The organism is Novosphingobium sp. (assembly GCF_020852455.1).
Lineage (GTDB): Bacteria > Pseudomonadota > Alphaproteobacteria > Sphingomonadales > Sphingomonadaceae > Novosphingobium.
This window is the reverse complement of the sequence record NZ_JADZAT010000032.1, coordinates 107,329-129,309: the sequence shown is the minus strand read 5'-3', so window position 1 is coordinate 129,309 and position 21,981 is coordinate 107,329. Positions and strand designations below refer to the sequence as shown.

At 66.0% G+C, this 21,981-nt stretch carries 23 protein-coding genes; 16 read left to right on the top strand and 7 right to left on the bottom strand.

The annotated features are described in order from the left end of the window. Positions 1-52 precede the first annotated feature (52 nt). Genes hemB through IT549_RS15065 form a run of 6 tightly spaced genes read left to right on the top strand, consistent with a single transcriptional unit; the run spans position 53 to position 5,206 of the window. Complete coding sequence (gene hemB, locus IT549_RS15090) at positions 53-1,048, top strand: porphobilinogen synthase (protein WP_292974455.1); 996 nt, start codon at positions 53-55, stop codon at positions 1,046-1,048. Further along, positions 1,045-1,596, top strand: a complete 552-nt coding sequence (locus tag IT549_RS15085) for a GNAT family N-acetyltransferase (RefSeq protein ID WP_292974454.1) — start codon at positions 1,045-1,047, stop codon at positions 1,594-1,596. Before hemB ends, IT549_RS15085 begins: the two co-directional genes overlap by 4 nt. Next, entirely contained in the window at positions 1,593-2,141 is a 549-nt protein-coding gene (locus IT549_RS15080; RefSeq protein ID WP_292974453.1) for a GNAT family N-acetyltransferase, read from the top strand. The genes IT549_RS15085 and IT549_RS15080 overlap by 4 nt, the downstream gene beginning before the upstream one ends. Then, positions 2,138-4,366, top strand: a complete 2,229-nt coding sequence (locus IT549_RS15075) for a hypothetical protein (protein ID WP_292974452.1) — start codon at positions 2,138-2,140, stop codon at positions 4,364-4,366. Before IT549_RS15080 ends, IT549_RS15075 begins: the two co-directional genes overlap by 4 nt. After that, entirely contained in the window at positions 4,363-4,947 is a 585-nt protein-coding gene (locus IT549_RS15070; protein ID WP_292974451.1) for a gamma carbonic anhydrase family protein, read from the top strand. The genes IT549_RS15075 and IT549_RS15070 overlap by 4 nt, the downstream gene beginning before the upstream one ends. Further along, on the top strand, positions 4,928-5,206 hold the full coding sequence (locus IT549_RS15065) for a DUF167 domain-containing protein (protein WP_292974450.1): 279 nt from the start codon (positions 4,928-4,930) through the stop codon (positions 5,204-5,206). The genes IT549_RS15070 and IT549_RS15065 overlap by 20 nt, the downstream gene beginning before the upstream one ends. A gap of 3 nt (positions 5,207-5,209) precedes the next feature. On the opposite strand, the gene IT549_RS15060 is transcribed toward IT549_RS15065, so the two are convergent. The 4 genes from IT549_RS15060 to IT549_RS15045 all read right to left on the bottom strand — a co-directional run bounded on the left by IT549_RS15060 (position 5,210) and on the right by IT549_RS15045 (position 9,710). Beyond that, the gene (locus IT549_RS15060) at positions 5,210-6,472 is read right to left on the bottom strand and encodes a SulP family inorganic anion transporter (RefSeq protein WP_292974449.1); all 1,263 of its coding nucleotides are present in this window, start codon (positions 6,470-6,472) and stop codon (positions 5,210-5,212) included. A gap of 37 nt (positions 6,473-6,509) precedes the next feature. Next, positions 6,510-6,917: a group II truncated hemoglobin gene (locus IT549_RS15055; RefSeq protein WP_292974448.1), complete on the bottom strand. Its 408-nt coding sequence runs from the start codon at positions 6,915-6,917 to the stop codon at positions 6,510-6,512. A 76-nt stretch (positions 6,918-6,993) separates the two neighbouring features. Continuing rightward, positions 6,994-9,378: an ATP-dependent Clp protease ATP-binding subunit ClpA gene (gene clpA, locus IT549_RS15050; RefSeq protein ID WP_292974447.1), complete on the bottom strand. Its 2,385-nt coding sequence runs from the start codon at positions 9,376-9,378 to the stop codon at positions 6,994-6,996. A gap of 128 nt (positions 9,379-9,506) precedes the next feature. Next, positions 9,507-9,710, bottom strand: coding sequence for a DUF1192 family protein (locus tag IT549_RS15045; RefSeq protein WP_292974446.1), 204 nt, complete (start codon positions 9,708-9,710; stop codon positions 9,507-9,509). Positions 9,711-9,805: 95 nt separating this feature from the next. On the opposite strand from IT549_RS15045, the gene IT549_RS15040 reads away from it, so the two are divergent. Further along, entirely contained in the window at positions 9,806-10,807 is a 1,002-nt protein-coding gene (locus IT549_RS15040) for an NAD(P)H-quinone oxidoreductase (protein WP_292974445.1), read from the top strand. 20 nt (positions 10,808-10,827) lie between these two features. Here IT549_RS15040 and IT549_RS15035 read toward each other — a convergent pair whose 3' ends face one another. Beyond that, a complete protein-coding gene (locus tag IT549_RS15035) occupies positions 10,828-11,469 on the bottom strand; it encodes a hypothetical protein (protein WP_292974444.1) in 642 nt (213 codons plus the stop codon). Positions 11,470-11,662: 193 nt separating this feature from the next. Here IT549_RS15035 and IT549_RS15030 point away from each other — a divergent pair, with 193 nt between their 5' ends. Further along, positions 11,663-12,364 (top strand): DUF1013 domain-containing protein, encoded by a 702-nt coding sequence (locus IT549_RS15030; protein ID WP_292974443.1) that lies wholly within the window; start codon positions 11,663-11,665, stop codon positions 12,362-12,364. Between the two features lie 50 nt (positions 12,365-12,414). After that, complete coding sequence (locus tag IT549_RS15025; RefSeq protein ID WP_292974442.1) at positions 12,415-14,100, top strand: long-chain fatty acid--CoA ligase; 1,686 nt, start codon at positions 12,415-12,417, stop codon at positions 14,098-14,100. A gap of 147 nt (positions 14,101-14,247) precedes the next feature. Here the strand turns inward: IT549_RS15025 and IT549_RS15020 are convergent, their stop codons facing one another. Further along, positions 14,248-14,613, bottom strand: coding sequence for a polymer-forming cytoskeletal protein (locus IT549_RS15020; RefSeq protein WP_292974441.1), 366 nt, complete (start codon positions 14,611-14,613; stop codon positions 14,248-14,250). Between the two features lie 4 nt (positions 14,614-14,617). After that, entirely contained in the window at positions 14,618-15,790 is a 1,173-nt protein-coding gene (locus tag IT549_RS15015) for a peptidoglycan DD-metalloendopeptidase family protein (protein WP_365777356.1), read from the bottom strand. 180 nt (positions 15,791-15,970) lie between these two features. On the opposite strand from IT549_RS15015, the gene IT549_RS15010 reads away from it, so the two are divergent. The 7 genes from IT549_RS15010 (at position 15,971) to IT549_RS14980 (ending at position 21,980) form a co-directional block, all read left to right on the top strand. Beyond that, positions 15,971-17,245 carry a glutamate-5-semialdehyde dehydrogenase gene (locus IT549_RS15010; RefSeq protein ID WP_292974440.1) on the top strand — a complete coding sequence of 425 codons (1,275 nt, stop codon included), beginning with the start codon at positions 15,971-15,973 and terminating at the stop codon, positions 17,243-17,245. Next, positions 17,242-17,607, top strand: a complete 366-nt coding sequence (locus IT549_RS15005; protein ID WP_292974439.1) for a nuclear transport factor 2 family protein — start codon at positions 17,242-17,244, stop codon at positions 17,605-17,607. The genes IT549_RS15010 and IT549_RS15005 overlap by 4 nt, the downstream gene beginning before the upstream one ends. Beyond that, the gene (locus tag IT549_RS15000; RefSeq protein WP_292974438.1) at positions 17,607-18,269 is read left to right on the top strand and encodes a nicotinate-nucleotide adenylyltransferase; all 663 of its coding nucleotides are present in this window, start codon (positions 17,607-17,609) and stop codon (positions 18,267-18,269) included. Before IT549_RS15005 ends, IT549_RS15000 begins: the two co-directional genes overlap by 1 nt. Positions 18,270-18,310: 41 nt before the next feature. After that, a complete protein-coding gene (rsfS, locus tag IT549_RS14995) occupies positions 18,311-18,706 on the top strand; it encodes a ribosome silencing factor (protein WP_292974437.1) in 396 nt (131 codons plus the stop codon). Between the two features lie 229 nt (positions 18,707-18,935). Beyond that, entirely contained in the window at positions 18,936-19,358 is a 423-nt protein-coding gene (locus IT549_RS14990; protein WP_292974436.1) for a 23S rRNA (pseudouridine(1915)-N(3))-methyltransferase RlmH, read from the top strand. Between the two features lie 7 nt (positions 19,359-19,365). Further along, the gene (locus IT549_RS14985; protein ID WP_292974435.1) at positions 19,366-20,577 is read left to right on the top strand and encodes a peptidoglycan DD-metalloendopeptidase family protein; all 1,212 of its coding nucleotides are present in this window, start codon (positions 19,366-19,368) and stop codon (positions 20,575-20,577) included. A gap of 71 nt (positions 20,578-20,648) precedes the next feature. Continuing rightward, entirely contained in the window at positions 20,649-21,980 is a 1,332-nt protein-coding gene (locus tag IT549_RS14980; RefSeq protein ID WP_292974434.1) for a S41 family peptidase, read from the top strand. Position 21,981: the final 1 nt, after the last annotated feature.

Below are 21,981 nucleotides of genomic sequence, written 5' to 3'. Positions count from 1 at the left end.
CGCGCAGCGCCGGTGTTGCCTAGCGCAAGGGCGCGCTCTAACACGTGCGGCCATGACCGGACACTATCCCGCCACCCGCCTGCGCCGCACCCGTGCCACCGCCTGGAGCCGCGCGCTGTTTCGTGAAACGGTGCTGACCCCGGCTGATCTGATCTGGCCGCTGTTCGTCACCGAAGGCAGCGGGGTAGAGGAACCGATCGGTTCGCTGCCCGGGGTCTCGCGCTGGTCGGTCGATCTGATCGCGGCCCGCGCCCGTGAAGCGGTCGATCTGGGGATCCCGTGCCTGGCGCTGTTTCCCAACACCCAGCCCGAACGCCGCAGCGAAGATGGCAAGGAAGCGCTCAACCCCGACAACCTGATGTGCCGGGCAATCAAGGCGATCAAGGACAGCTGCGGCGATGCGATCGGCGTGCTGACCGACGTTGCGCTCGATCCCTATACCAGCCACGGCCAGGACGGGCTGATTGATGGCGCGGGTTATGTGCTGAACGATGCCACGGTCGAGGTGCTGGTTGGCCAGAGCCTAAACCAGGCCCGGGCCGGAGCCGATGTGATCGCCCCCAGCGACATGATGGACGGCCGGATCGGCGCGATCCGTGAGGCGCTGGAAGCGGCCGGTCACGCCAATGTCCAGATCATGTCCTATGCCGCCAAATATGCCTCTGCCTTCTATGGTCCGTTCCGCGATGCAGTGGGGTCACGAGGGTTACTCAAGGGTGACAAGAAGACCTATCAGATGGACCCCGCCAACACCGAAGAGGCACTGCGCGAGGTCGAAATGGACCTGGCCGAAGGCGCCGACAGCGTGATGGTCAAGCCCGGCCTGCCCTATCTCGATATTGTCCGGCGGGTAAAGGAAACCTTCCAGGTGCCGGTCTTCGCCTACCAGGTCAGCGGCGAATACGCGATGATCGAACATGCCGCCGCAGCGGGCGCGGGCGATCGCGATGCCCTGGTGCTGGAAACGCTGCTGGCCTTCAAGCGCGCCGGCTGTTCGGGGGTGCTGACCTATCACGCGGCCCATGCGGCGCGACTTTTGGGGGCATGATCGAGACCGAGCGTCTTGTACTTCGCCAGCCGTTGGCAAGTGATTTGGCCTGGCAGCTGGCCGAACTCAATACACCCGCGGTCATGCGGCACCTGGGCGGGGTGCGCGATGCGGTCGCTGTCGCTAACGGCCTAGAGCGCGATATGGCAGCGTTGAGCGAAGGCGGCCTGGGTTTCTGGACCGTTGCTTTGCGTACAAATGGTCAGCCGGTCGGACGGTGCGGTCTTGCTCCGGTCTGGGAGGAGTTGGCGCCTTTGCCGCTGCGCAGCGGGATCCAGGCCGGCTGGTCGTTCGCTGAGGCCCATTGGGGTCAGGGTTTCGCCAGCGAGGCCGCCCAAGCGGTGATTGGCCATGGCTTTGCTGTTCGCGGGTTGGCCGAAATCTGGGCCCAGACCAGTGCCTCCAACCAAGGTTCCACCCGCATGATGGCCCGGCTCGGCTTCAACCGGCGGGCCGATCTGGACTATGCCGATCCCGACTATCCGGCGGCAGACAATCCGACCACGGTCTATCACCTGGAGCGAACGGACTGGATGCAGTCGAGATGAGCGGGATTGCGATCGAAACGGCGCGTCTGAGGCTGCGCTCATGGTGCGATGAAGACCGCGCACCCTTTGCTGCGATGAGCGCCGATCGGGACGTGATGGAGCACCTCGGCGGGCCGGTCGGCAGGGTTGAAAGCGATGCCGGCATTGAGCGGCTGGCAGCCTGTGAGGCGGCGCAGGGCCACACCTTCTGGGCGATCGAGCGCAAGCACGACGGTGCGATGATCGGTTTTTGCGGGCTGCGGCGCGGCGGGCATGAAGGAACGCCCGTACCGGACGAACTGGAAATCGGCTGGCGACTGAGCCGCGACGCATGGGGCTGCGGCTATGCGCGCGAAGCGGCGCAGGCTTCGCTCGACTGGGGGTGGCGAAACCGGGCCGACTCGAGGATTGCCGCATGGACTGTCCCGGCCAATGTCGCGTCATGGGGTCTGATGCTGCGGCTGGGAATGGTGCATCGGCCCGAGCTTGATTTCGATCATCCGGCCTTCCCGCCGGGACACAGGCTGTCACGGCATCTGGTTTACACGATCTGTCGTCCGGCATGACTGCTTCAACCACAACCGGGCCCGCGCGCCGACTGTTTGTGGTGGCAATCCTGGTGGGCAGTTTTCTGCTGTTCCTGATCCAGCCGATGGTTGCGCGGATGGCCCTGCCGCGACTGGGCGGGGCGCCCAATGTCTGGAACAGCGCCATGCTGGTCTATCAGGCGCTGCTCTTGGGCGGCTATGCCTATGCCCACTGGCTGTCGCGCTTGCCCTTTCGGCGGCAGGCCCGGATCCACCTTGCCCTGTTTGCACTGGCTGCGCTGACCCTGCCGATCTCGCTGGCCCAGCTGGCCGCTCCCGAACCGGGAACCGAAGTCCTGTGGGTGCCGGTGCTGTTCACGCTGAGCATCGGGCCGGTGTTCTTCGTCGTTTCGGCGCAGGCGCCGCTGATGCAGCGCTGGTATGCGCTTGATCCCGGGGCGGGAGAGCCCTGGGCGCTCTATGCAGCTTCCAATCTGGGCAGTTTCGGCGGGCTGATCGCCTATCCCTTGCTGGTCGAACCGCTATTGCCGCTGCATGCCCAGGCCTGGGGCTGGAGCCTGGGCTATCTGGTGCTGGCCGGCATGGTCGTACTGGTCGCTCGGCGCCGTTGGCACACGCCTGAAGCGCAAGGTATCATAATACCACAAAGCGGTGAGGGCGGCAGAATTCCGCGCTCGCGGCTGGCCCTGTGGATCACGCTGGCGGCGATTCCATCGGGGCTGATGTTGTCCACCACCACGCATCTTACCACCGATATCTTTGCGATGCCCCTGCTGTGGGTAGTGCCCTTGGGGCTCTATTTGCTCAGCTTCTCGATCGCCTTTGCGGACCGGCGCGGGCCGGCGCGGTGGATTTCGGCCACGGCCTGGCTCGGTCTGTTCTCGATCGGGGGCATGGCTGCGGTTTCCTATGGCTGGACCGGGGTGATTCCGCTGGTCAGCAGCATTGTCCTCCTGTTCCTGCTCTGCACCGCGCTGCATGCCCGGCTCTATGACGTCAGGCCCGAGCCGGGGCAGTTGACCGCCTTCTACCTCGCCATGTCGATCGGCGGGGCGCTGGGCGGGCTGTTCACCGCGCTGATTGCCCCGCTGATCTTCGATTGGGTCTGGGAATACCCGCTGCTGGTGCTGGCCGCAGCACTGTTCCTGCCCCGCGGCAGCCTGCCCGACTGGCGCAGCACTGTCGGGCTCGATCCGGCGCTGCGCCGCCTGGCACTGGGTGGACTTGTGCTGGCAGCGGCCTGGCTGGTCTGGCTGATCTTCGATGCCAATCGCTATGTTGAAACCCGCCCTGAACGCTGGTCACTCACGGCGGCGCTGACCTTGATCGGCATGGCCATGGTGCCGTGGCGCTGGTGGGCGTTTGGCACGCTCACCGGGGTCATGCTGGCGCAAGGCGGTTGGGACACGATCGTCGATAGCCGCGCCGGCGTTCGTACGCGCAGCTATTTCGGCATCTACACCGTGCGCGACTATGACGAGAAGCGCCTGCGCACCCTGCTGCACGGCACCACCCTGCATGGCGAACAGTCACTCGATCCCAAGCTGCGCCGCACGCCGCTGGCCTATTATGGCGAGGGTTCGGGGGCGGGCATCGTGCTGCGCCTGGCGCCGCAGCTGCTGGGCGATCGCGCCCGGATCGGTGTGCTCGGTCTGGGCACCGGCTCGCTGGCCTGCCTGGCCCGGCCCGGTCAGGACTGGACCTTCTTCGAGATCGATCAGGCCGTGCTGCACCTCTCGCGCAATGGCAGCTTCACCTACCTGCAGGATTGCGCGCCAAAGGCAAAGGTGGTGCTGGGCGATGCGCGGATCGAGCTGACCCGCCAGCCGCGCGGTGCCTTCGATTTTCTGGCGATCGATGCCTTTTCATCGGATTCGGTGCCGATGCACCTGTTCACTCACGAGGCTTTCGGGGTCTATCTTGATGCCCTGGCGCCGCGCGGGGTGATGATGGTGCATATCTCGAACAACTACATCGATCTTGAACCGCCGCTCGCGGCCGAAATCCGCGCGCGCGGGCTCCATGCGGCCATGCGTTTCGACAATCCGGACCGTGCGCTTGAACAATTCGCATCGCAGTGGGTTGCAGTCAGCCGCGATCCGGCGCAGATCGCCAGAATTCGCCGCCTGGCGCCGAACTTCGAATGGAAGGCACTGGGCAAGCCGGCCTCGGCAGTGTGGCGTGATGACCATGCCTCGGTGCTGCCCTATGTAACCTGGACCAATTTCATGGGGATCGAATGACCATTTCCCGACCCGACACCACGATCATCGGAATTCACGGCAAAGCGCCGCGGATCCATGACAGCGCCTTCATTGCTCCCGGCTGCCGGATCATCGGCGATGTCGAAATCGGCCCTGACGCCTCGATCTGGTACAATTGCGTGCTGCGCGGCGATGTCAGCCGGATCGTGATCGGTGCGCGCACCAATGTTCAGGATGGCTCGGTCATCCACTGCGACGCGGCAATGCCTGGCGCGCCGGATGGCTATCCCACCCTGATCGGCGATGATGTGCTGATCGGGCACATGGCGATGATCCATGGCACCGTGATCGAGGACAAGGGCTTCGTCGGCTTTGCCGCGCAGACCATGAACGGCTGCGTGATCGAACGCGAAGGCATGCTGGCGGCGGGCGCACTGCTGTCACCCGGCAAGCGGATCCCGGCGCGCCAGCTCTGGGCCGGTCGGCCAGCCCAGTTCATGCGCGATCTTGATGACCGGGCAATCGCCGGGCTGCAGATGGGCGTGGCGCACTATGTCGAGAACGCCCGTCACCATGCTGCGCTTTATGCTGGTACCGGGGATGGCACGCCCGAAGGCTGACTTTCCCCCGCCCGAAGAGCTGCGCGCCCTGGCCGATGGTGAAGGGCGGCTGGCGCTGCGCGTCACTCCCGGCGCGCGGCACGAAGGGATCGAACTGGGCGAAGGCGTGGTGCTGGTGAAGGTTCGGGTCAAGCCGCAGGATGGCAAGGCCAACGATGCCGTGCTCGAACTGCTGGCCCGGGCCCTGGGTCTGGCGACGTCACGGCTTCGCTTGTTGCGCGGCGCAACCGGGCGCGACAAGCTGGTCCAGATCGATTGATTGCTAGCGCTCCGGCGTGGTCCAGGTATCTGCTTCAAGCCGCTTGTCACGCAGACGTATTGCCAGGCCCAGACCCACCCCGACGCCGATTGCAACGGTCAAATCGCTCAGCACGGTCAGCACCAGCGTTATCAGCAGCAGCGCCCGGTCGGCTTTCGAGGCGTTCCAGTAGCCTGCCCACTTGTGCGGTTCGCTCATGTTCCAGGCGGTGGTCAGCAGCAGCGCGGCCAGCGCCGGCATGGCCAGATAGCCCGCCACCGGCGCCGCCACCAGCATGACCAGCAGAATGACCGCCGCATGGACCAGCCCGGCGACCGGGGTGGTGCCACCGGCGCGGATGTTGGTCGCGGTCCGGGCGATCGCGCCAGTCGCGGGCAGGCCGCCAAACAGGGCTGAGCCGATATTGGCCCAGCCTTGCGCCAGCACCTCGGCATTGGGGCGATGCCGGCCCTCGATCATGCGATCGGCGACCATCGCCGAAAGCAGCGATTCGATTGCGGCGAGAAAGGCGATCACCAGCGCCGAAGGCAACAGTTCGCTGAGCCGGGCAAAGGTCACGGCGGGCAGGGCGGGCTGGGGCAGGGTGGCGGGCAGCGCGCCAAAGCGCGATGCAATCGTGTCGACCGGCAGATGCCAGATCGCCACCGCTGCCGAAACCGCTGCCATGACCACGATCAGGCCGGGGAACCGGGGGAAAAGCCGCCGCGCCAGCACGATCAGCAGCAAGGCAGCCAGACCAACACCCAAGGCTGCGGAATTGAGCGATGCGCGCGCCTGCCACAGCGCCTGCAGTTTGGGAATGAACTCGGCCGGCATGGCCGCTCCCTCCAAACCAAGGAAATCCTTCAGCTGACTGGCTGCGATGATGATCGCAATCCCGATCGTGAACCCGTTGACCACTGCTTCCGGCACGAAAGCGATCAGGTTTCCGGCGCGCAAGAGCCCGGCCAGGATCAGAATGGCTCCGGCCATCAATGTTGCCAGCACCAGCCCGTCATAGCCATGCCGGGCAATCACCCCATAGACGACGACGATGAATGCGCCGGTGGGGCCGCCGATCTGGACCCGGCTGCCGCCCAGCAGCGAAATCAGGAACCCGGCAACGATCGCGGTGATCAGGCCATCGGCGGGCTGCGCGCCAGAGGCGATGGCGATGGCAATGCTGAGCGGCAATGCAACCATCGCCACGGTGATCCCTGCAAAGGCATCACCAGCGAACTGGCCAGCTGTGTAGCCGGGCAGGGTCGTCAGAATTTTGGGCTTCATGGCCGCCTTGCCTAGCCCCTGATTGCAAAATTTGCAATCAGTCGCGCGCCATGCCCCGCGCCATCCGGCCCAGCACATCGGCCATGGCATCGGCGATTTCGCGATCCGTCACTTCGGTATCGGCGATCGCGCGGGTCATCGCCTCGGCCCACTGATCGGCGGTTTGCCGGCCGATCGGGAAGGGGGCGTGCATGCTCATCATGCATTTGCCGGGATTGGCTTCGAACCAGTCGCGCGGCCCGCCGGCCCACCCGGCCAGGAATGCGGGCAGGGCGCCGCGCATGAAGGTCAGGTCTGCGGCATGCATCGCGCGCAGTTCGGCATAGGCCGGGTCCTGGTCCATCAGATCGTAGAAGCGGTTGCTGATCGCCTGCAGTACCGGATGCCCGCCGACACGCTCGAACGGGCTCTTGGCGGGCGCTTCGGCGGTGGCGGCTTGGGTCACTTGGTCTTTCTCCCGGGCATGGCAATGCAGCCTTGCCCTAGCGCAGGCGAATGCAAGTGCAATTGACTCGGGTCAATCAGTCCGCGTCACCGCTCGGTTCGGGCGCTGCCTTGGGCTTGCGCTTCGGCTTGGCTGTCTCGGCCTGCTCGGCCGCCTTGCGGGCCTTCTTGTCGAGCTTGGGCGGGGCCGGGGTCAATTCGAAGGCCAGCGCATCATCCCTGACCGAGACGTGGACTTCGCCGCCGTGGCGCAGCTTGCCGAACAGCAGTTCCTCGGCCAGCGGCTGCTTGACCTTGTCCTGGATCAGGCGGGCCATCGGCCGCGCGCCATAGAGCCGGTCATAGCCGCGTGTCCCCAGCCAATCGCGCGCATCACTGTCGAACTGGATGTGGACGTTCTGTTCGGCCAGCTGCAGCTCCAGCTGCAGAACGAACTTCTCGACCACCCGGCCGACCACGTCCTTGCCCAGGTAGGCAAACGGCACCACCGCATCAAGCCGGTTGCGGAATTCGGGGCTGAACATCCGCTTGACCGCTTCGTCGCCGGCATCGGCCTTGGACACGTCGCCGAAGCCGATCCCCTGCCTGGCCATGTCGGCCGCGCCGGCATTGGTGGTCATGATCAGTACGACATTGCGGAAATCGACCGTCTTGCCGTGGTGATCGGTCAACCGTCCGTTGTCCATCACCTGCAGCAGGATGTTGAACAGGTCGGGGTGGGCCTTTTCGATTTCGTCGAGCAGCAGCACACAATGCGGCTGCTGGTCGATCGCGTCGGTCAGCAGACCGCCCTGATCATAGCCGACATAGCCCGGAGGCGCGCCGATCAGGCGGCTGACCGAGTGGCGTTCCATGTATTCCGACATGTCGAAGCGCTGGATCGGGATCCCCAGGATCGTGGCCAGCTGCTTGGACACCTCGGTCTTGCCGACCCCGGTCGGACCCGAGAACAGGAACGAGCCGATCGGCTTTTCCGGATCGCGCAGCCCGGCGCGGCTCAGCTTCATTGCGCTCGCCAGCACTTCGATCGCCTGATCCTGGCCGAACACGACGCGCTTCAGGTCCTTTTCGAGATGTTCGAGCGCCTGCCGGTCATCGGTCGAGACATTCTTGGGCGGGATCCGCGCCATGGTGGCGATCACCGCCTCGATCTCGCGCGGGCCGATCGTCTTCTTGCGGCGGCTGGGCGGAACCAGCATCTGCATTGCGCCAACTTCGTCGATCACGTCGATCGCCTTGTCGGGCAGCTTGCGATCATTGATGTAGCGCGCCGACAGCTCGACCGCGGTCTTGATCGCCTCGGGCGTGTACTTGACCTTGTGATGCTCTTCGAAGGCGGTGCGCAGGCCCTTGAGGATCTTGATCGTATCCTCGACGGTCGGCTCGTTGACGTCGATCTTCTGGAACCGGCGCAGCAGCGCGCGATCCTTTTCGAAGTGGTTGCGGAATTCCTTGTAGGTGGTCGAACCGATGCAGCGGATCGCGCCCGAGGACAGCGCCGGCTTCAACAGGTTCGAGGCATCCATCGCCCCGCCGCTGGTCGCCCCGGCGCCGATCACGGTGTGGATCTCGTCGATGAACAGCACCGCTTCGGGCATCTTCTCAAGCTCGTTCACCACCTGCTTGAGCCGTTCCTCGAAATCGCCGCGATAGCGGGTGCCGGCCAGCAGCGCACCCATGTCGAGCGAATAGATCACCGCGTCCTGCAGCACTTCGGGCACTTCGCCCTCGATGATCTTGCGGGCCAGGCCTTCCGCAATCGCGGTCTTGCCCACGCCCGGATCGCCGACATAGAGCGGGTTGTTCTTGCTGCGACGGCACAGGATCTGGATCGTGCGATCCACTTCAGGCCCGCGCCCGATCAGCGGATCGACCTTGCCGGCCTGGGCCTTCTCGTTGAGGTTGACGCAGAACTGGTCGAGCGCCGAATCCTTCTTGCCATCCTTCGCCGCAGCCTTGTCTTCCTGCTGTGGCTGTTCGGGGTTTTCGCTGCCCTTGGGAGTGCGGTCCTCGATCCGCTTGCCGCCCTTGCCGATCCCGTGGCTGATGAAGCTGACCGCGTCGAGCCGGGTCATGTCCTGCTGCTGCAGGAAATAGACCGCATAGCTGTCGCGTTCGGAAAACAGCGCAACCAGTACGTTGGCGCCGGTGACGGTGTCCTTGCCCGAGCTTTGGACATGCAGGATCGCACGCTGGATTACCCGCTGGAAGCCTGCCGTGGGCGAGGGATCGCCGGCCTCCTGGGTCTTCAGCGACTGGTATTCCTGATCAAGGTACTGCTTCACGACTTCGGCCAGTTCGGCCAGGTCCACCCCGCAGGCCTGCATCACCTGGGCAGCATCGGCATCGTCGATCAGCGCCAGCAGCAGATGCTCAAGCGTGGCATATTCGTGGGCGCGCTCCTTGGCGTTCTCAAGCGCGGCGTGCAGCGTCTTTTCGAGGCTCTGGGCAAAACTGGGCATCTATCGTGGTCTCCAAGGGAGAATAAGCGCACCGCACAGTGAATTTGGCACTGTCGGGGAGTATGAACAGACAGGGTTAACCAAACCTATATGGGAAGCCGCAGGCACCAGGGAAGGGGCGGCGCGTTTCACTGGTCGGATCGCGGCTTGAACAGGGCGTCGGCGGCCAGACGATGTGCGGCCGCCTTGTTGGCGTGCGCCTTGACCCGTTCGATCTCGGCTTCAAGCTGGGCAATGCGTTCGGCCAGCTCGTCCTGCGAATAGGAATCGAGGCTTTCCTTCGCCAGCGCAGCAGCGGCGTCACCCTTGGGCCGAGGCAGGTCTTCATCCATTGCCGATGCAGAATCGGACGATGCGGCCTTGCTGTCAACACGGGTGCGAGCTAGGGCGGGCAAAACGTGGCGCACGCGCAACAGGGATGGGCTAAATGGCTGATTCGCTTCCACAAACCATGCAGGCTGTGCATTTCGATGCGCCGGGCGGCCCGGACGTGCTGCGGCTCCAGACGCTGCCCGTGCCGCAGCCCGGTCCCGGCGAAGTGCTGGTCAAGGTCGCCTTTGCCGGGGTTAATCGGCCAGACGTGATCCAGCGCCAGGGGTTCTATCCGCCCCCGCCCGGCGCTTCGCCGCTGCTGGGGCTTGAGGTTTCCGGCACGATTGCAAAGCTGGGCGAAGGCGTGACGTCGTGGCTTCCCGGCCAGCGGGTCTGCGCGCTGACCCCGGGTGGCGGCTATGCCGAATATTGCCTGGTCCCGGCCGACCATTGCCTGCCGGTGCCCGAAAACCTGCCGCTCGATTCCGCCGCTGCGCTGCCCGAAACGCTGTTTACCGTCTGGCACAACGTGTTCGAACGCGGCTGGGCCCGCGACGGTGAGACGCTGCTGGTCCATGGCGGGACCAGCGGGATCGGCACCATGGCGGTGATGCTGGGCAAGCTGTTCGGGCTGACCGTGATCGTGACCTGCGGCGGTGCGGACAAGTGTGCGCAGGCGCTGGAAATCGGCGCCGACCATGCGATCGATTACAAAGCGCAGGACTTTGTCGAGGAAGTCGCCCGGATTACCGGCGGCAAGGGGGTTGAACTGGTGCTGGATATGGTCGCGGGTGATTATGTGGCGCGCAACCTCAAGTGTCTCGCCGAAGATGGCCGGCACGTTACGATCGCGGTGCAGGGCGGGTTGCAGGCGACGATCAACATGGCCGAAGTGATGCGCCGGCGGCTGACGCTGACCGGATCGACGCTGCGTCCGCGTTCGAACCAGTTCAAGGCGCTGCTCGCCCAGGAAATCCGCCAGAACGCCTGGCCGCTGGTCGAAGAAGGCGAACTGCGCCCGGTGATGGACCAGGTCTTTCCGCTGGCCGAGGCTGCCGCCGCCCATGCCCGGATGGAAGCGGGCGCGCATATCGGGAAGATCGTGTTGGCGGTCTGAGGGCTGCGCGCCGTGCGCGCCTATTCGTAATAATCCGGCTCGACGTCTTCGGCTGATTCTTCTCCGGCAGTACGGCGACGGCGTTCTTCGATCAGGCGATCGGCCGTGCCCCGTCCCCCGACCCGATCCGCGCCAGCCTTCAGATCATTGAGGCGGCGTTCGAACTTGGCCAGCTTTTCAGGGTTGGTGAAGATCGCAACGCCATCGATCAGCATTGCCAGCTTGTTGCTGGCTGCGGCAGTTGAATTGCCATTGTTGAGCTGCTTGGCGAAATCGGCAACCGCGTCCTTGAACATCGGCTGGAGCTTGTCAGCCGAGAGATAGCCCGCCTTTTTCTCGGCCGTGACCTTGATCGGGGCGATATCCAATGTGCCGCTGACATTGGTTGCAAGGCCATCGCGACTCGGGCTGAAGGCAAAGCTGATCGTCGAGAACAGCCCGTCCTGGCCGGCCGGGATCCTGAACACCAGTTCGTGATCGGACGGGCGCGAGATGATCACCCTGGGCGCATCGAACCCGTATTCGCGCAGCCCGCTGCCAAATGTGCGTACCCCGCTGAATTCGGAATAGACCTCAGGCAGGGGACGGCGCACTTCAACTGTAAAGTCACTGTGGTTGTTCAGCGCATAGCCGCCGAACACCACGCTGATCAAAAAGCTCACACCGAGTGATGCCATCCGCATGTTTCAGTCGATCCTTGCCGGCGTTTTCGCCTTGCTAACGGCGGGCGATTAACAAACTGCACTTGTCGGCTGGGCCGCTTTGCCCTAAACGCGCCAGCGAACGGCCGCTCCGCAAGGGGCGGCCCTATCTATTTCTGACGGAGACGCTGTTCTCCTTGCCGGAGTTTTGGCCGTGACCCAACCCACCCCGCTGATGCCGCATGCGACCGCTTCCTGGCTGGTCGACAACACTGCGTTGAGCTTTGAACAGATCGCCGAATTCTGCGGGCTGCACATCCTTGAAGTGCAGGCCATGGCCGATGATCTCGCCAGCTCGAAGTACACCGGGCGCGATCCGGTGCGGTCGGGCGAACTGACCATGGCCGAAATCGAAAAGGGCCAGAACGATCCGGCCTATGCGCTCAAGATGCAGAAGGCCCCGGTCACGGTCAGCCGCACCAAGGGCCCGCGCTACACCCCGGTGTCGAAGCGTCAGGACAAGCCGGACGGGATCGCCTGGATCTTGCGCAGCCATCCGGAAATCTCGGACGCGCAGATCGGCAAGCTGATCGGCACCACCCGCAACACGATTGCTGCGATCCGTGATCGCAGCCACTGGAACATCGCCAACATCCAGCCCAAGGACCCGGTTACCCTGGGCCTGTGCAGCCAGCGCGAACTCGATGCGATCGTGGCCAAGGCCGCCAAGAAGGCCGGGCTGCAGGACGAAGCCGGTGACGATGCGCGGCTGGGCGATGATCGCGAAGCGCTGATCGAGGAACTGCGCGCCGAACGTGAGGCCCAGGCCAAGGCGGCCAGCGAAGCCGCCCAGGAAGCCGAAGCGGCGGCCTGGCTTGAGGCGAAGCGTGCTGCCGAAGCGGCGGGCGAGGACTAAGTTCCTAAAAACCGGCTGCCTTTTCACTGCGGAAAGGCTAAGCCGTTTACATGAGTGTCAATAGCAACAGCGCCGATCCCTGGCGCGCAGCCTATGCGCATGCCTGCGATTGGGAGCTTGACCTGCCCCCGCTGTCGCTGCCCGACATGTTTGCCGAAGCGGTCCGCCGCCATGGGGAACGGCCGCTGGTCGATTTCGTCGGCCGGCGCTACAGCTATGCCCAGCTGCATGCCGAGGCGCAGCAATTTGCCGCAGGTTTGCAGACACTTGGCATCAGGAAAGGCGACCGGATCGGGCTCTACCTGCCCAATGTCCCGATCTATGTTTCGGCCTATTACGGGGCGATGCTGGCCGGAGCGACGGTGGTCAATTTCAGCCCGCTCTACACGGTTGAGGAGCTGTCGGCGCAGGTCGCGGATTCAGGTGCGCGGCTGCTGGTGACGATCGATTCGGCGGCGCTGCTGCCGACCGCGCTCAAGGTGCTTGACGGAACCGCGCTGGAACGGCTGGTGGTCGGCTCGCTGGGGGCGATGTTGCCGTGGAGCAAGCGGATCCTGCTGGCCTTGCTGGGCCGCAAGGCGCTCAGCAAGATCCCGGGGCGGAGCGATGTCACGCCATGGGCCCAGAGCCTGCACACCAGCGCACCTCAAGCCACACCGATCGACCCGATGAGCGACCTTGCGCTGCTCCAGTACACCGGCGGCACCACCGGTGTGCCCAAGGGGGCGATGCTGACCCACCAGAACATGTCGGCCAACGCCCGTCAGGTCGAAGCGATCGACCCGCACCAGGGTGATCGCGACATGATCCTGGGGGTGCTGCCGCTGTTCCACGTCTTCGCCAACACCTGCGTGCTCAACCGCACGGTGGCCAACGGCGGCTGCATCGCGATGCTGCCCCGGTTCGAGGCCGGGCAGGCGCTGAAGACGCTCGAGCGGGTCAAGGCGACCGCGATGCCGGCGGTGCCGACGATGTTCCAGGCGCTGCTCGATCACCCGAATTGCGCGAAGACCGATTTCTCCTCGCTGCGAATCTGCATTTCTGGCGGAGCGCCGCTGCCGCTGCCGATGAAGGCGCGGTTCGAGGCGGCCTCGGGCGCGCGGGTGGTTGAAGGTTATGGCCTGACCGAAAGCGCCGGGGTGGTATCGACCAACCCCTACGAAGGCGAAGAGCGGATCGGCACGATCGGCCAGGTCCTGCCCGCTACCCGGGTCCGCCTGCTCGACCGCGAGGATCCGACCAGGGATGCCGCGCCGGGCGAACCGGGCGAACTGGCGGTGCAGGGGCCGCAGGTCATGCAGGGCTACTGGCAGCGCCCCGAAGCCGCCGCCACCGCCTTTGCCGAACGCCCCGACGGGCGCTGGCTGCGCACCGGCGATGTCGCCACGCTCGATGCCCAGGGCTATGTGAAGATCGTTGACCGGATCAAGGACATGATCGCGGTTGGCGGCTTCAAGGTCTTCCCCAGCCAGGTCGAGGCGGTGCTGGTCCAGCACCCCGCGGTCAAGGAAGCCCTGGTGATCGGCGTCCCCGATGATTACCGCGGCGAAGCCCCGCGCGCCTTTGTCACGCTGGATGACGAGGTAACGGCGAGCGGCGAGGAATTGCGCGATTGGCTCAACAGCCGGATCGGCAAGCACGAACGCGTCGATCAGGTGGTGGTGCGCGAAGAGCTGCCCAAGACGATGGTCGGCAAGCTTGATCGCAAGGCGCTCAGGGCCGAGCTGGGGCTTTAAGGGTGGGCTTGTCCCAGACCTGACCGTCACCCCGGGCTTGACCCGGGGTCCCGCTCATCGTCGCCGCGCCCGCCTTGCCGACAAACAGCGGGACCCCGGATCAGGTCCGGGGTGACGAAGTTCTGAATGCAGCTTGATTGAAGCGGCTCAGCTCGCCGCGAGCGCGACCACTTCGGCGCCTTCGTCGCTGGCACCGGCCGCACGCGGGGCGAAGCGGCCGTCAACCTGTGCGCCCTGCTCGATCGTCAGCGCGTCGTAATGAACGTCGCCGTGGATCCGCGCGCTTTTCAGCACCACCAATTCGCGCACGTTGATCGTGCCGCGCACCGTGCCGGCCAGGCGCGCGCTTTCAGCCTTGACCGCGCCGACGATTTCGCCGCTTTCGCCCTGGACCAGCGCGGTGCAGGCGACATCGCCTTCAACCCGGCCGTCGATGTGCAGATCGGCCGAAGCGGTGACATCGCCCTTGATGCGGATGTCGGCGCCGAAAACGGAAAAGGTCGAGCTGGCCATCGATTTACCCTGCGGTGCGAGCGGTGCCGTCCGGCCCGGCTTTTTGGAGAACATTGGTTGCTGCCTCAAGGAAGGGGCGGGGGTTCACGGGGCGATCACCGACCCGGACTTCGAAATGGAGATGCGGCCCGGTCGAGCGGCCGGTGCTGCCGATCACGCCGATCAGTTCGCCCGGCACCACCTGCTTGCCCGCCACGGTGCGGAAGCCCGACATGTGGGCATAGCGGGTGATCAGGCCATTGCCGTGATCGATCTCGACCACGTTGCCATAGCCCGAACGCTGGCCGACGAAGCTGACCGTGCCGCGCGCGGCGGCATAGATCGGGGCGCCATAGGGGCCCTTGAAATCGAGCCCGGGGTGGAATTCGCCGCCACCGCCAGTGAAGGGATTGGCCCGAAAGCCAAAGCCCGACGAGATATACTGGAGGTCAGCCGGAAGTGCTTGCGGCAGACCGGCCACTGACCGTTCAAGCGCGTCCATCCGCGCCAGCGACAGCGCGAAGCGCTGGAAACGCGGGTCGATCGACCCGTCGGCCGAGGTTGCCATCATGATCAGCGGACCACCCTGAGCGCTGCGGTCATTGAGCGAGGCGAGCATCGTCTGGGGGTTGAGCCCCAGACTGGCAAGCCGGGCTTCGGCGGCAGCCGCGCGGCGATCGGCCAGGCGGGTCAGCCCTTCGATAAAGGCCAGCTGGCGCGCCTCGATCCGGGCCAGTTCGGCAGCCTGCGGCACCGCCAGCGAGACCTTCTTGACCGTCTGCGCGGCTTCGCTGGTGCTGTCGGACACGGTTTCGCCAGCCTTGGCGTCCTTGGGCAGATCGCCCAGCACCGACTGGCTGGTCTTCTCGATGAAATCCTGGCGCCGCTTCAGATCGTCGGCCACCTTGCCGATATTGTCGCCATAGGCGTTGAGGCGGCTTTCCGAAGTGGCCACCTTGGCCTCGCGCTCAAGCAGCGAAAGCCGGTCGCGCTGCGAAAGGTAGCTCGACACCGCCATGGTCGCGACCGACAGCAGCCAGAACAGCAGCAGGCCAGCAGCGGCCCCTGCAGCAATCATCTGCGTGCGCGACGATATCTTGATGAAACGGACCTGGCCTTCGGAGCGCATGAAAAATTCGCGATCCGGAAACCAGCTCCGCAGGCGGGCGGAAGCGCCGCCGACGGATAGTTTTTTCAAGACGACCCCGAGTCCCTTTTTAACCCTCGTGGCGGGCCGCTAGCAGGTTGGTGGGGCCAGCGCGAATCCGCATTGGCATGGACTCGCCGAATCGAAGGACTCACGCGATGAAGCGTTTTGGCCCCGCCAGACCCCGCCAAGCGGTGACAAGCCGGTCCCGCGATGATAGGCGCAGCGGCGATGAACAGCATGACCGCCCCCGCCGAAACCGCCGAGGCCCTGGTTGCGCGGCTGGCCCGTGCCGGCCGCACGGCGCAGCGCGTGCTGGCGCGGCTCGATGCCCCGGCCAAGGCGGCGGCGCTGCATGCCGCAGCGGCAGCCTTGCGCGCCGCCGAACCGGAGATTCTGGCGGCAAACGCACAGGATATGGCCGCTGGCGAAGCCAATGGCCTGACCCCGGCCCTGCTAGACCGGTTGCGGCTTGATGCGGGCCGGCTGGCGGCGATTGCCGATGCGGTCGATCAGGTGGCCGACCTGCCCGATCCGGTCGGCCAGGTGATCGATTCGACCGAACGCCCCAACGGCCTGGCGCTCAGCCGGGTGCGGATCCCGATCGGGCTGATCGGGATCATCTATGAAAGCCGCCCCAATGTGACCGCCGATGCCGCCGCGCTGTGCGTGCGATCGGGCAATGCCGCGCTGCTGCGCGGAGGCAGCGAGGCGGTTCATTCGAACCGGGCGATCCATGCCGCCATGGCGGCCGGGCTGGCCAGCGCCGGGGTGCCCGCCGATGCCGTGCAGCTGCTGCCGACGCAGGACCGCGCGGCGGTGGGCGCCATGCTGACCGCATCCGGCCTGATCGACATGATCGTGCCGCGCGGCGGGAAGAGCCTGGTTGCGCGGGTCCAGGCCGATGCGCGGGTGCCGGTGCTCGCCCACCTTGACGGGATCTGCCACACCTACGTCCATTCGGCCGCTGACCCGGCCAAGGCCGCGGCGATCGCGCTCAATGCCAAGCTGCGCCGAACGGGCATCTGCGGTTCGATGGAAACGCTGCTGCTCGACGCGCAGTTTCCAGCCGGGCAGGCGGTGGTTGGCGGCTTGCTCGACGCCGGCTGCGAGCTGCGCGGCGATGCCCGCGCCCGGGCGCTCGATCCGCGTATCCTGGCGGCCAGTGCCGAGGACTGGGATACCGAATACCTTGATGCCGTGCTGTCGGTAGCGGTGGTGGACGGGCTTGATGCCGCGCTCGATCATATCGCCGCGCACAGTTCGCACCACACCGATGCGGTGGTCAGCGAGGATCCGGCGACATGCGAACGCTTCCTTGCCGAAGTCGACAGTGCGATCGTCATGGCCAATGCCAGCACCCAGTTTGCCGATGGCGGCGAATTCGGGCTGGGGGCGGAAATCGGGATCGCCACCGGACGGCTCCACGCGCGCGGACCGGTCGCGCTGGAGGGGCTGACGACTTATAAGTGGGTGGTGCGCGGTTCGGGTCAGGTAAGGCCGTGACCGCCAGCAAAGGTCTGATTCCGGAAGGCTTTGCGGCCGAATGGATCGCCGCCTGGAATGCCCACGATCTGGACCGCATCCTCGCTCACTATGCCGAAGATGCCATGTTCCGCTCGCCAATCGCGGCGGAACTGACCGGAGCGGGAATTGTCGAGGGCAAGGCTGCCTTGCGCGCTTACTGGACCAAGGGGCTGGACCGTTCCCCCGACCTTCAGTTCGAGCTTGAAACGATCCTGATGGGATCGGGAGCGATCACCCTGCTTTATCGCAACCACCGCGGGCAGCGGGTCGCCGAAACCTGCGAATTCGATCAGGCCGGCCGGGTGATCCGCTCGGTCGCCTGTTACGCGAGCCTGCCGTGATGGGCGAGGCAGGTCGGCCCGCGCGGCGTATCGGCCTTCTGGGCGGGTCGTTCAATCCCGCGCATGGCGGACACCGCCGGATCAGCCTGTTTGCGCTGCAGGCGCTGGGGCTGGATGAGGTCTGGTGGCTGGTTTCGCCCGGCAATCCGCTCAAGCCAAAAGCCGGGATGGCGCCGCTCGCCGCGCGGCTGGCTTCGGCCACGCGGCAGGCCCGCGGCACCCGGATCGTCCCCACCGCGATCGAGCGGGAACTGGGCACGCGCTATACCATCGATACCTTGCGCAAATTGCAGCGGCGCTATCCCAGACAGCGCTTCGTCTGGCTGATGGGCAGCGACAATCTCGCCCAGTTGCACCGCTGGCGCGACTGGCGCGCGATCGCCCGTGCCATGCCGATTGCGGTAATCGCCCGTCCGGGCTATGAAGGCCTTGCCTACGCGAGCCCCGCGGGGGCCTGGCTCGGCCGATACCGGCGGTCGTCTGCCAGCTTGACCAACCGGGCAGGATGGAGCGCACCCGCGCTGATATATTTGCGTTTCGACCCCGATCCACGCTCGGCCACGGCCATTCGCCGCGCCGATCCTGACTGGGCCCGCCGCTTTGCGGGCAAGGTCCAGCGTGATCGCCTGACGCACCATCCGGTCAGTCCTGACATCGCATGATGATCCCGCGACGCCCGCCCAGAGGAGCCGTTTCCGCTTAAATGACGCCTGCGCAACCCACTGCGGCCACAGCCGCAACCCCCACCCCGCTCCCTGAATCAGAGCCGGGCTCGCTCCACGAACTGGTGCTGAAGTCGCTTGACGATGACCAGGCGCAGGAGCTGGTTTCCATCCCGCTTGAAGGCAAGAGCTCGATCGCCGATCACATGGTGATCGCCAGCGGTCGCTCGACCCGCCAGGTCGCCGCCATGGCGCAGAAGCTGGCTGAGCGGATCAAGCAGGGCGGCTTTGGCCATGCCCGGATCGAAGGCCTGCCCGCAGCAGACTGGGTGCTGATCGATGCCGGCGACGTGGTGGTCCACCTGTTCCGCCCCGAAGTGCGCAGCTTCTACAACCTCGAGCGGATGTGGGCGTTCGGAGATTCGGGCACCGCATGACTTTTCCAGCCTTTCGGCTGGATGCAACACCGGCCCGCTCCCGTGCTCCGAAATCGCAAAACGTCCGGGGGACGTTTTGTCGGGGCGCCCCGACCACCCGTTCATGGTACCCTATGGGTGGCCGGGGCGCCCCGACGAAAACGTCCCCCGGACGTTTCCGCGCTCGTGACACGGGAGCGGGCCGGTGTTGCGTGAGCGCGAGCGGTAGCTCGCGCGAACCACGCACCTGATGCAGCTGCACGTTATCGCTCGCGGCAAGATCGGTCGCTCGCCCGAGGCCGAGCTGGTCGAACGGTACGTGAAGCGGCTGGCCTGGCCGTTCCGCCAGACCGAGCTGCCCGATCAGGGCGGCACCGTGCCGCCGGCTCCGGCCCATTCGCGCACCGTGCTGCTTGATGAGCGCGGCAAGCAGCTGTCGAGCGAGCATTTCGCGGAGCTGCTCGGCAAATGGCGCGATGAGGGCGTGCGCGAGGTCCGGTTCCTGATTGGCGCGGCCGATGGCCATGGCGACAAGGCTCGCAGCGAGGCCGATCTGCTGATCGCCTTCGGGGCGATGACCTGGCCGCATATGCTGGCGCGGGCCATGCTGGCCGAACAATTGTGGCGCGCCACCAGCATTCGTGCTGGCCATCCCTATCATCGTTCGGGATAAGGGCGCGATGACGCTGCGCTGGCCCCTGTTGCTTGCTCCGCTGGCCGTGCTTGGCGCGGTCGGCGCCGGTTTTGCCCAGCAGACACCCCCGCAAGTCGAAAGTGCCGAGGATGCCCAGGCCGCGCTCGACCGTGCGAAGCAGCAGGGCGGCGAAGCGCGCAGCCGGGCCGAAGCGCTGGAGGCGCAGGCCGTCAAGGCCACCGCCGAGGCCGATCGCACTGCCCAGGAAGCCGCCGCGCTCGCCGCGCGGGTCCAGGAAGCCGAAGCGCAGATCGCCGCGAACGAGGCCCAGATCCGGATCATCGGCCGCGAACAGGCGGTGCTGCGCGCCGAACTGGCGGAAAAGCAGCGCCCGCTGGTCGAACTGACCGCCGCCTTGCAGCGTCTGTCGCGCCGCCCGCCGCTGCTGTCGCTGCTGCGCCCGGGCTCGCTCAACGAAACGGTTTACCTGCGCGCGGTGCTCAACAGCCTGCTGCCCGAAGTGGCGCGGCGCACCAAGGGGCTGCGCGATGCCCTGGCCCGGTCAAAGGCACTGGCCGATCAGGCCGGTCAGGCCAACCAGGCCTTGCGCGCCAATCAGGCCGAACTGACCCGCCGCCGCAGCGAACTGGCCGCGATCGAGGCGCGCCAGCGGCTCGCTTCCCGCGCGGCCAGTGTCTCGGCCGACCGCGAGAGCGAGCGGGCCCTGGCGCTGGCCGAACAGGCGCGTGACCTGTCGGGGCTGGTGGTTGACCTGTCGAAGGCCGGGGCGGTTCGCGAACAGCTGGCGGCGCTGCCGGGGCCGGTGCTGCGTCCGGCCCAGCCGCTGGCGGCGCAGTTGCCCTCGCCCGAACCGGCCATGCCCGCCGCCGCCGGGCCGGGGCGTTTTATCCTGCCCGCCGCCGGGCGGCTAGTCGCCGGGTTCGGTGAAAGCAGGCCCGGCCAGCCGCAGTCGCGCGGGCTCTCGATCCTGGTTGCCGGCGGCGCCCAGGTGGTTGCCCCGGCGGCGGGGCGGGTAGCCTTTGCCGGGCCCTATCGCGGCCACGGCCTGATCGTCATTGTCGAACACGGCCAGGGCCTGACCTCGCTGGTTACGGGTCTGGCCGAGCTTGATTGCCGGGTTGGCGAGGCCCTGGTTGCGGGCGGATCGCTGGGGCGGATGGGACCGGGCCGGCCGCTGCTGACCTTCGAGTTGCGCCGCCAGGGCCAGCCGGTCAATCCGCTCGACTTTGTTCGCTGATCCCGCGCCATCTGGTGTTAACCTGCCCGGCGCGATAAGAGGTGCGCCATGATGCAAAAGGCCCCTGCCCGATGAAGACCATGTCCCTGCTGCGTGCCACCCTGCTGGTCGGTGCGGTTTCGCTGATCCCGGCCACCACCGCCGGCCTTGCCGCGGTCGATGGCCGCGCCTCGGCTCAGTTCGAACGGCTTGAGACCGTCTACAAGCTGGTCAAGCTGCGCTATGTCGAAAAGGCCGACGACGACAAGCTGGAAGAAGGCGCGATCGAGGGCATGCTCTCCTCGCTCGACCCGCACAGCTCGTACCTTTCGGGCGCGACGATGCAGCGGCTCAACACCATGATCGACGGCAACTATTCGGGGCTGGGGCTGTCGGTGGTGATGGACGATGGCGCGGTCAAGGTGGTCTCGCCGATGAAGGGCAGCCCGGCGGCCGAAGCCGGGGTCAAGGCCGGGGACTATATCACCCACCTCGACGGCAAGCTGATCTATGGCGGCGAGCTTGACGATGCCGTGGCGCAGATGCGCGGCGAGGCCGGAACCAAGATCCGCCTGACGATCTTCCGCCCCGGCCGCGACCAGCCGTTCGACGTGACCGTCACCCGCGGCGTGATCCGGCTTGAACCGGTCACCTGGGAGCTGACCGAGAACGTCGGGGTCATCTCGGTCAACGAGTTCTCCAACGCGGTCGGCAGCGATGTCGCCAAGGCGATCGAGGCACTGCGCGCCAAATCGGGCGGCAAGCTTGAAGGGATCGTGCTCGACCTGCGGCAGAACCCGGGCGGCGAACTGGAGGAAGCTGTTGCGCTATCCGACCTGTTCCTGACCAAGGGCGATATCGTTTCGCAGCGCGGGCGCGATCCGGCTGACGATGAATACTTCAAGGCCGAAAGCATGGTGCCCGGCGATCTGGCCAAGGGCCTGCCGATCATCGTGCTGATCGATGCCGGCTCGGCCTCGGCCTCGGAAATCGTTGCCGGGGCGCTGCAGGACCAGCGTCGCGCGGTGATCATGGGCGACCGCAGCTTTGGCAAGGGTTCGGTCCAGTCGCTGTTCTTCCTCGATCGGTCCCGGACCAGCGCGGTCAAGATCACCACTGCGCGCTATTACACACCGGCTGGCCGCTCGGTGCAGGAAGGCGGGATCGAACCCGATATCCGCGTGCCGCAGATCTCCGATCCCGATATCCGTCGCCGCAGCGAACTGACCGTGCGCGAAAGCGATCTGCGCCGCCACCTGGTCAACGAAGCCGGGATGGACGACAAGAAGCTGGAAAGCGACCGTCAGGACGATCCGCGTTTCAAGATGACCGCGGAAGAGCTGAAAGCCAAGGGGATCAAGGACTTCCAGCTGCACTATGCGCTGCAGACGATCCACCGCACCGGCCGGCTGGCGCGCAAGTGAG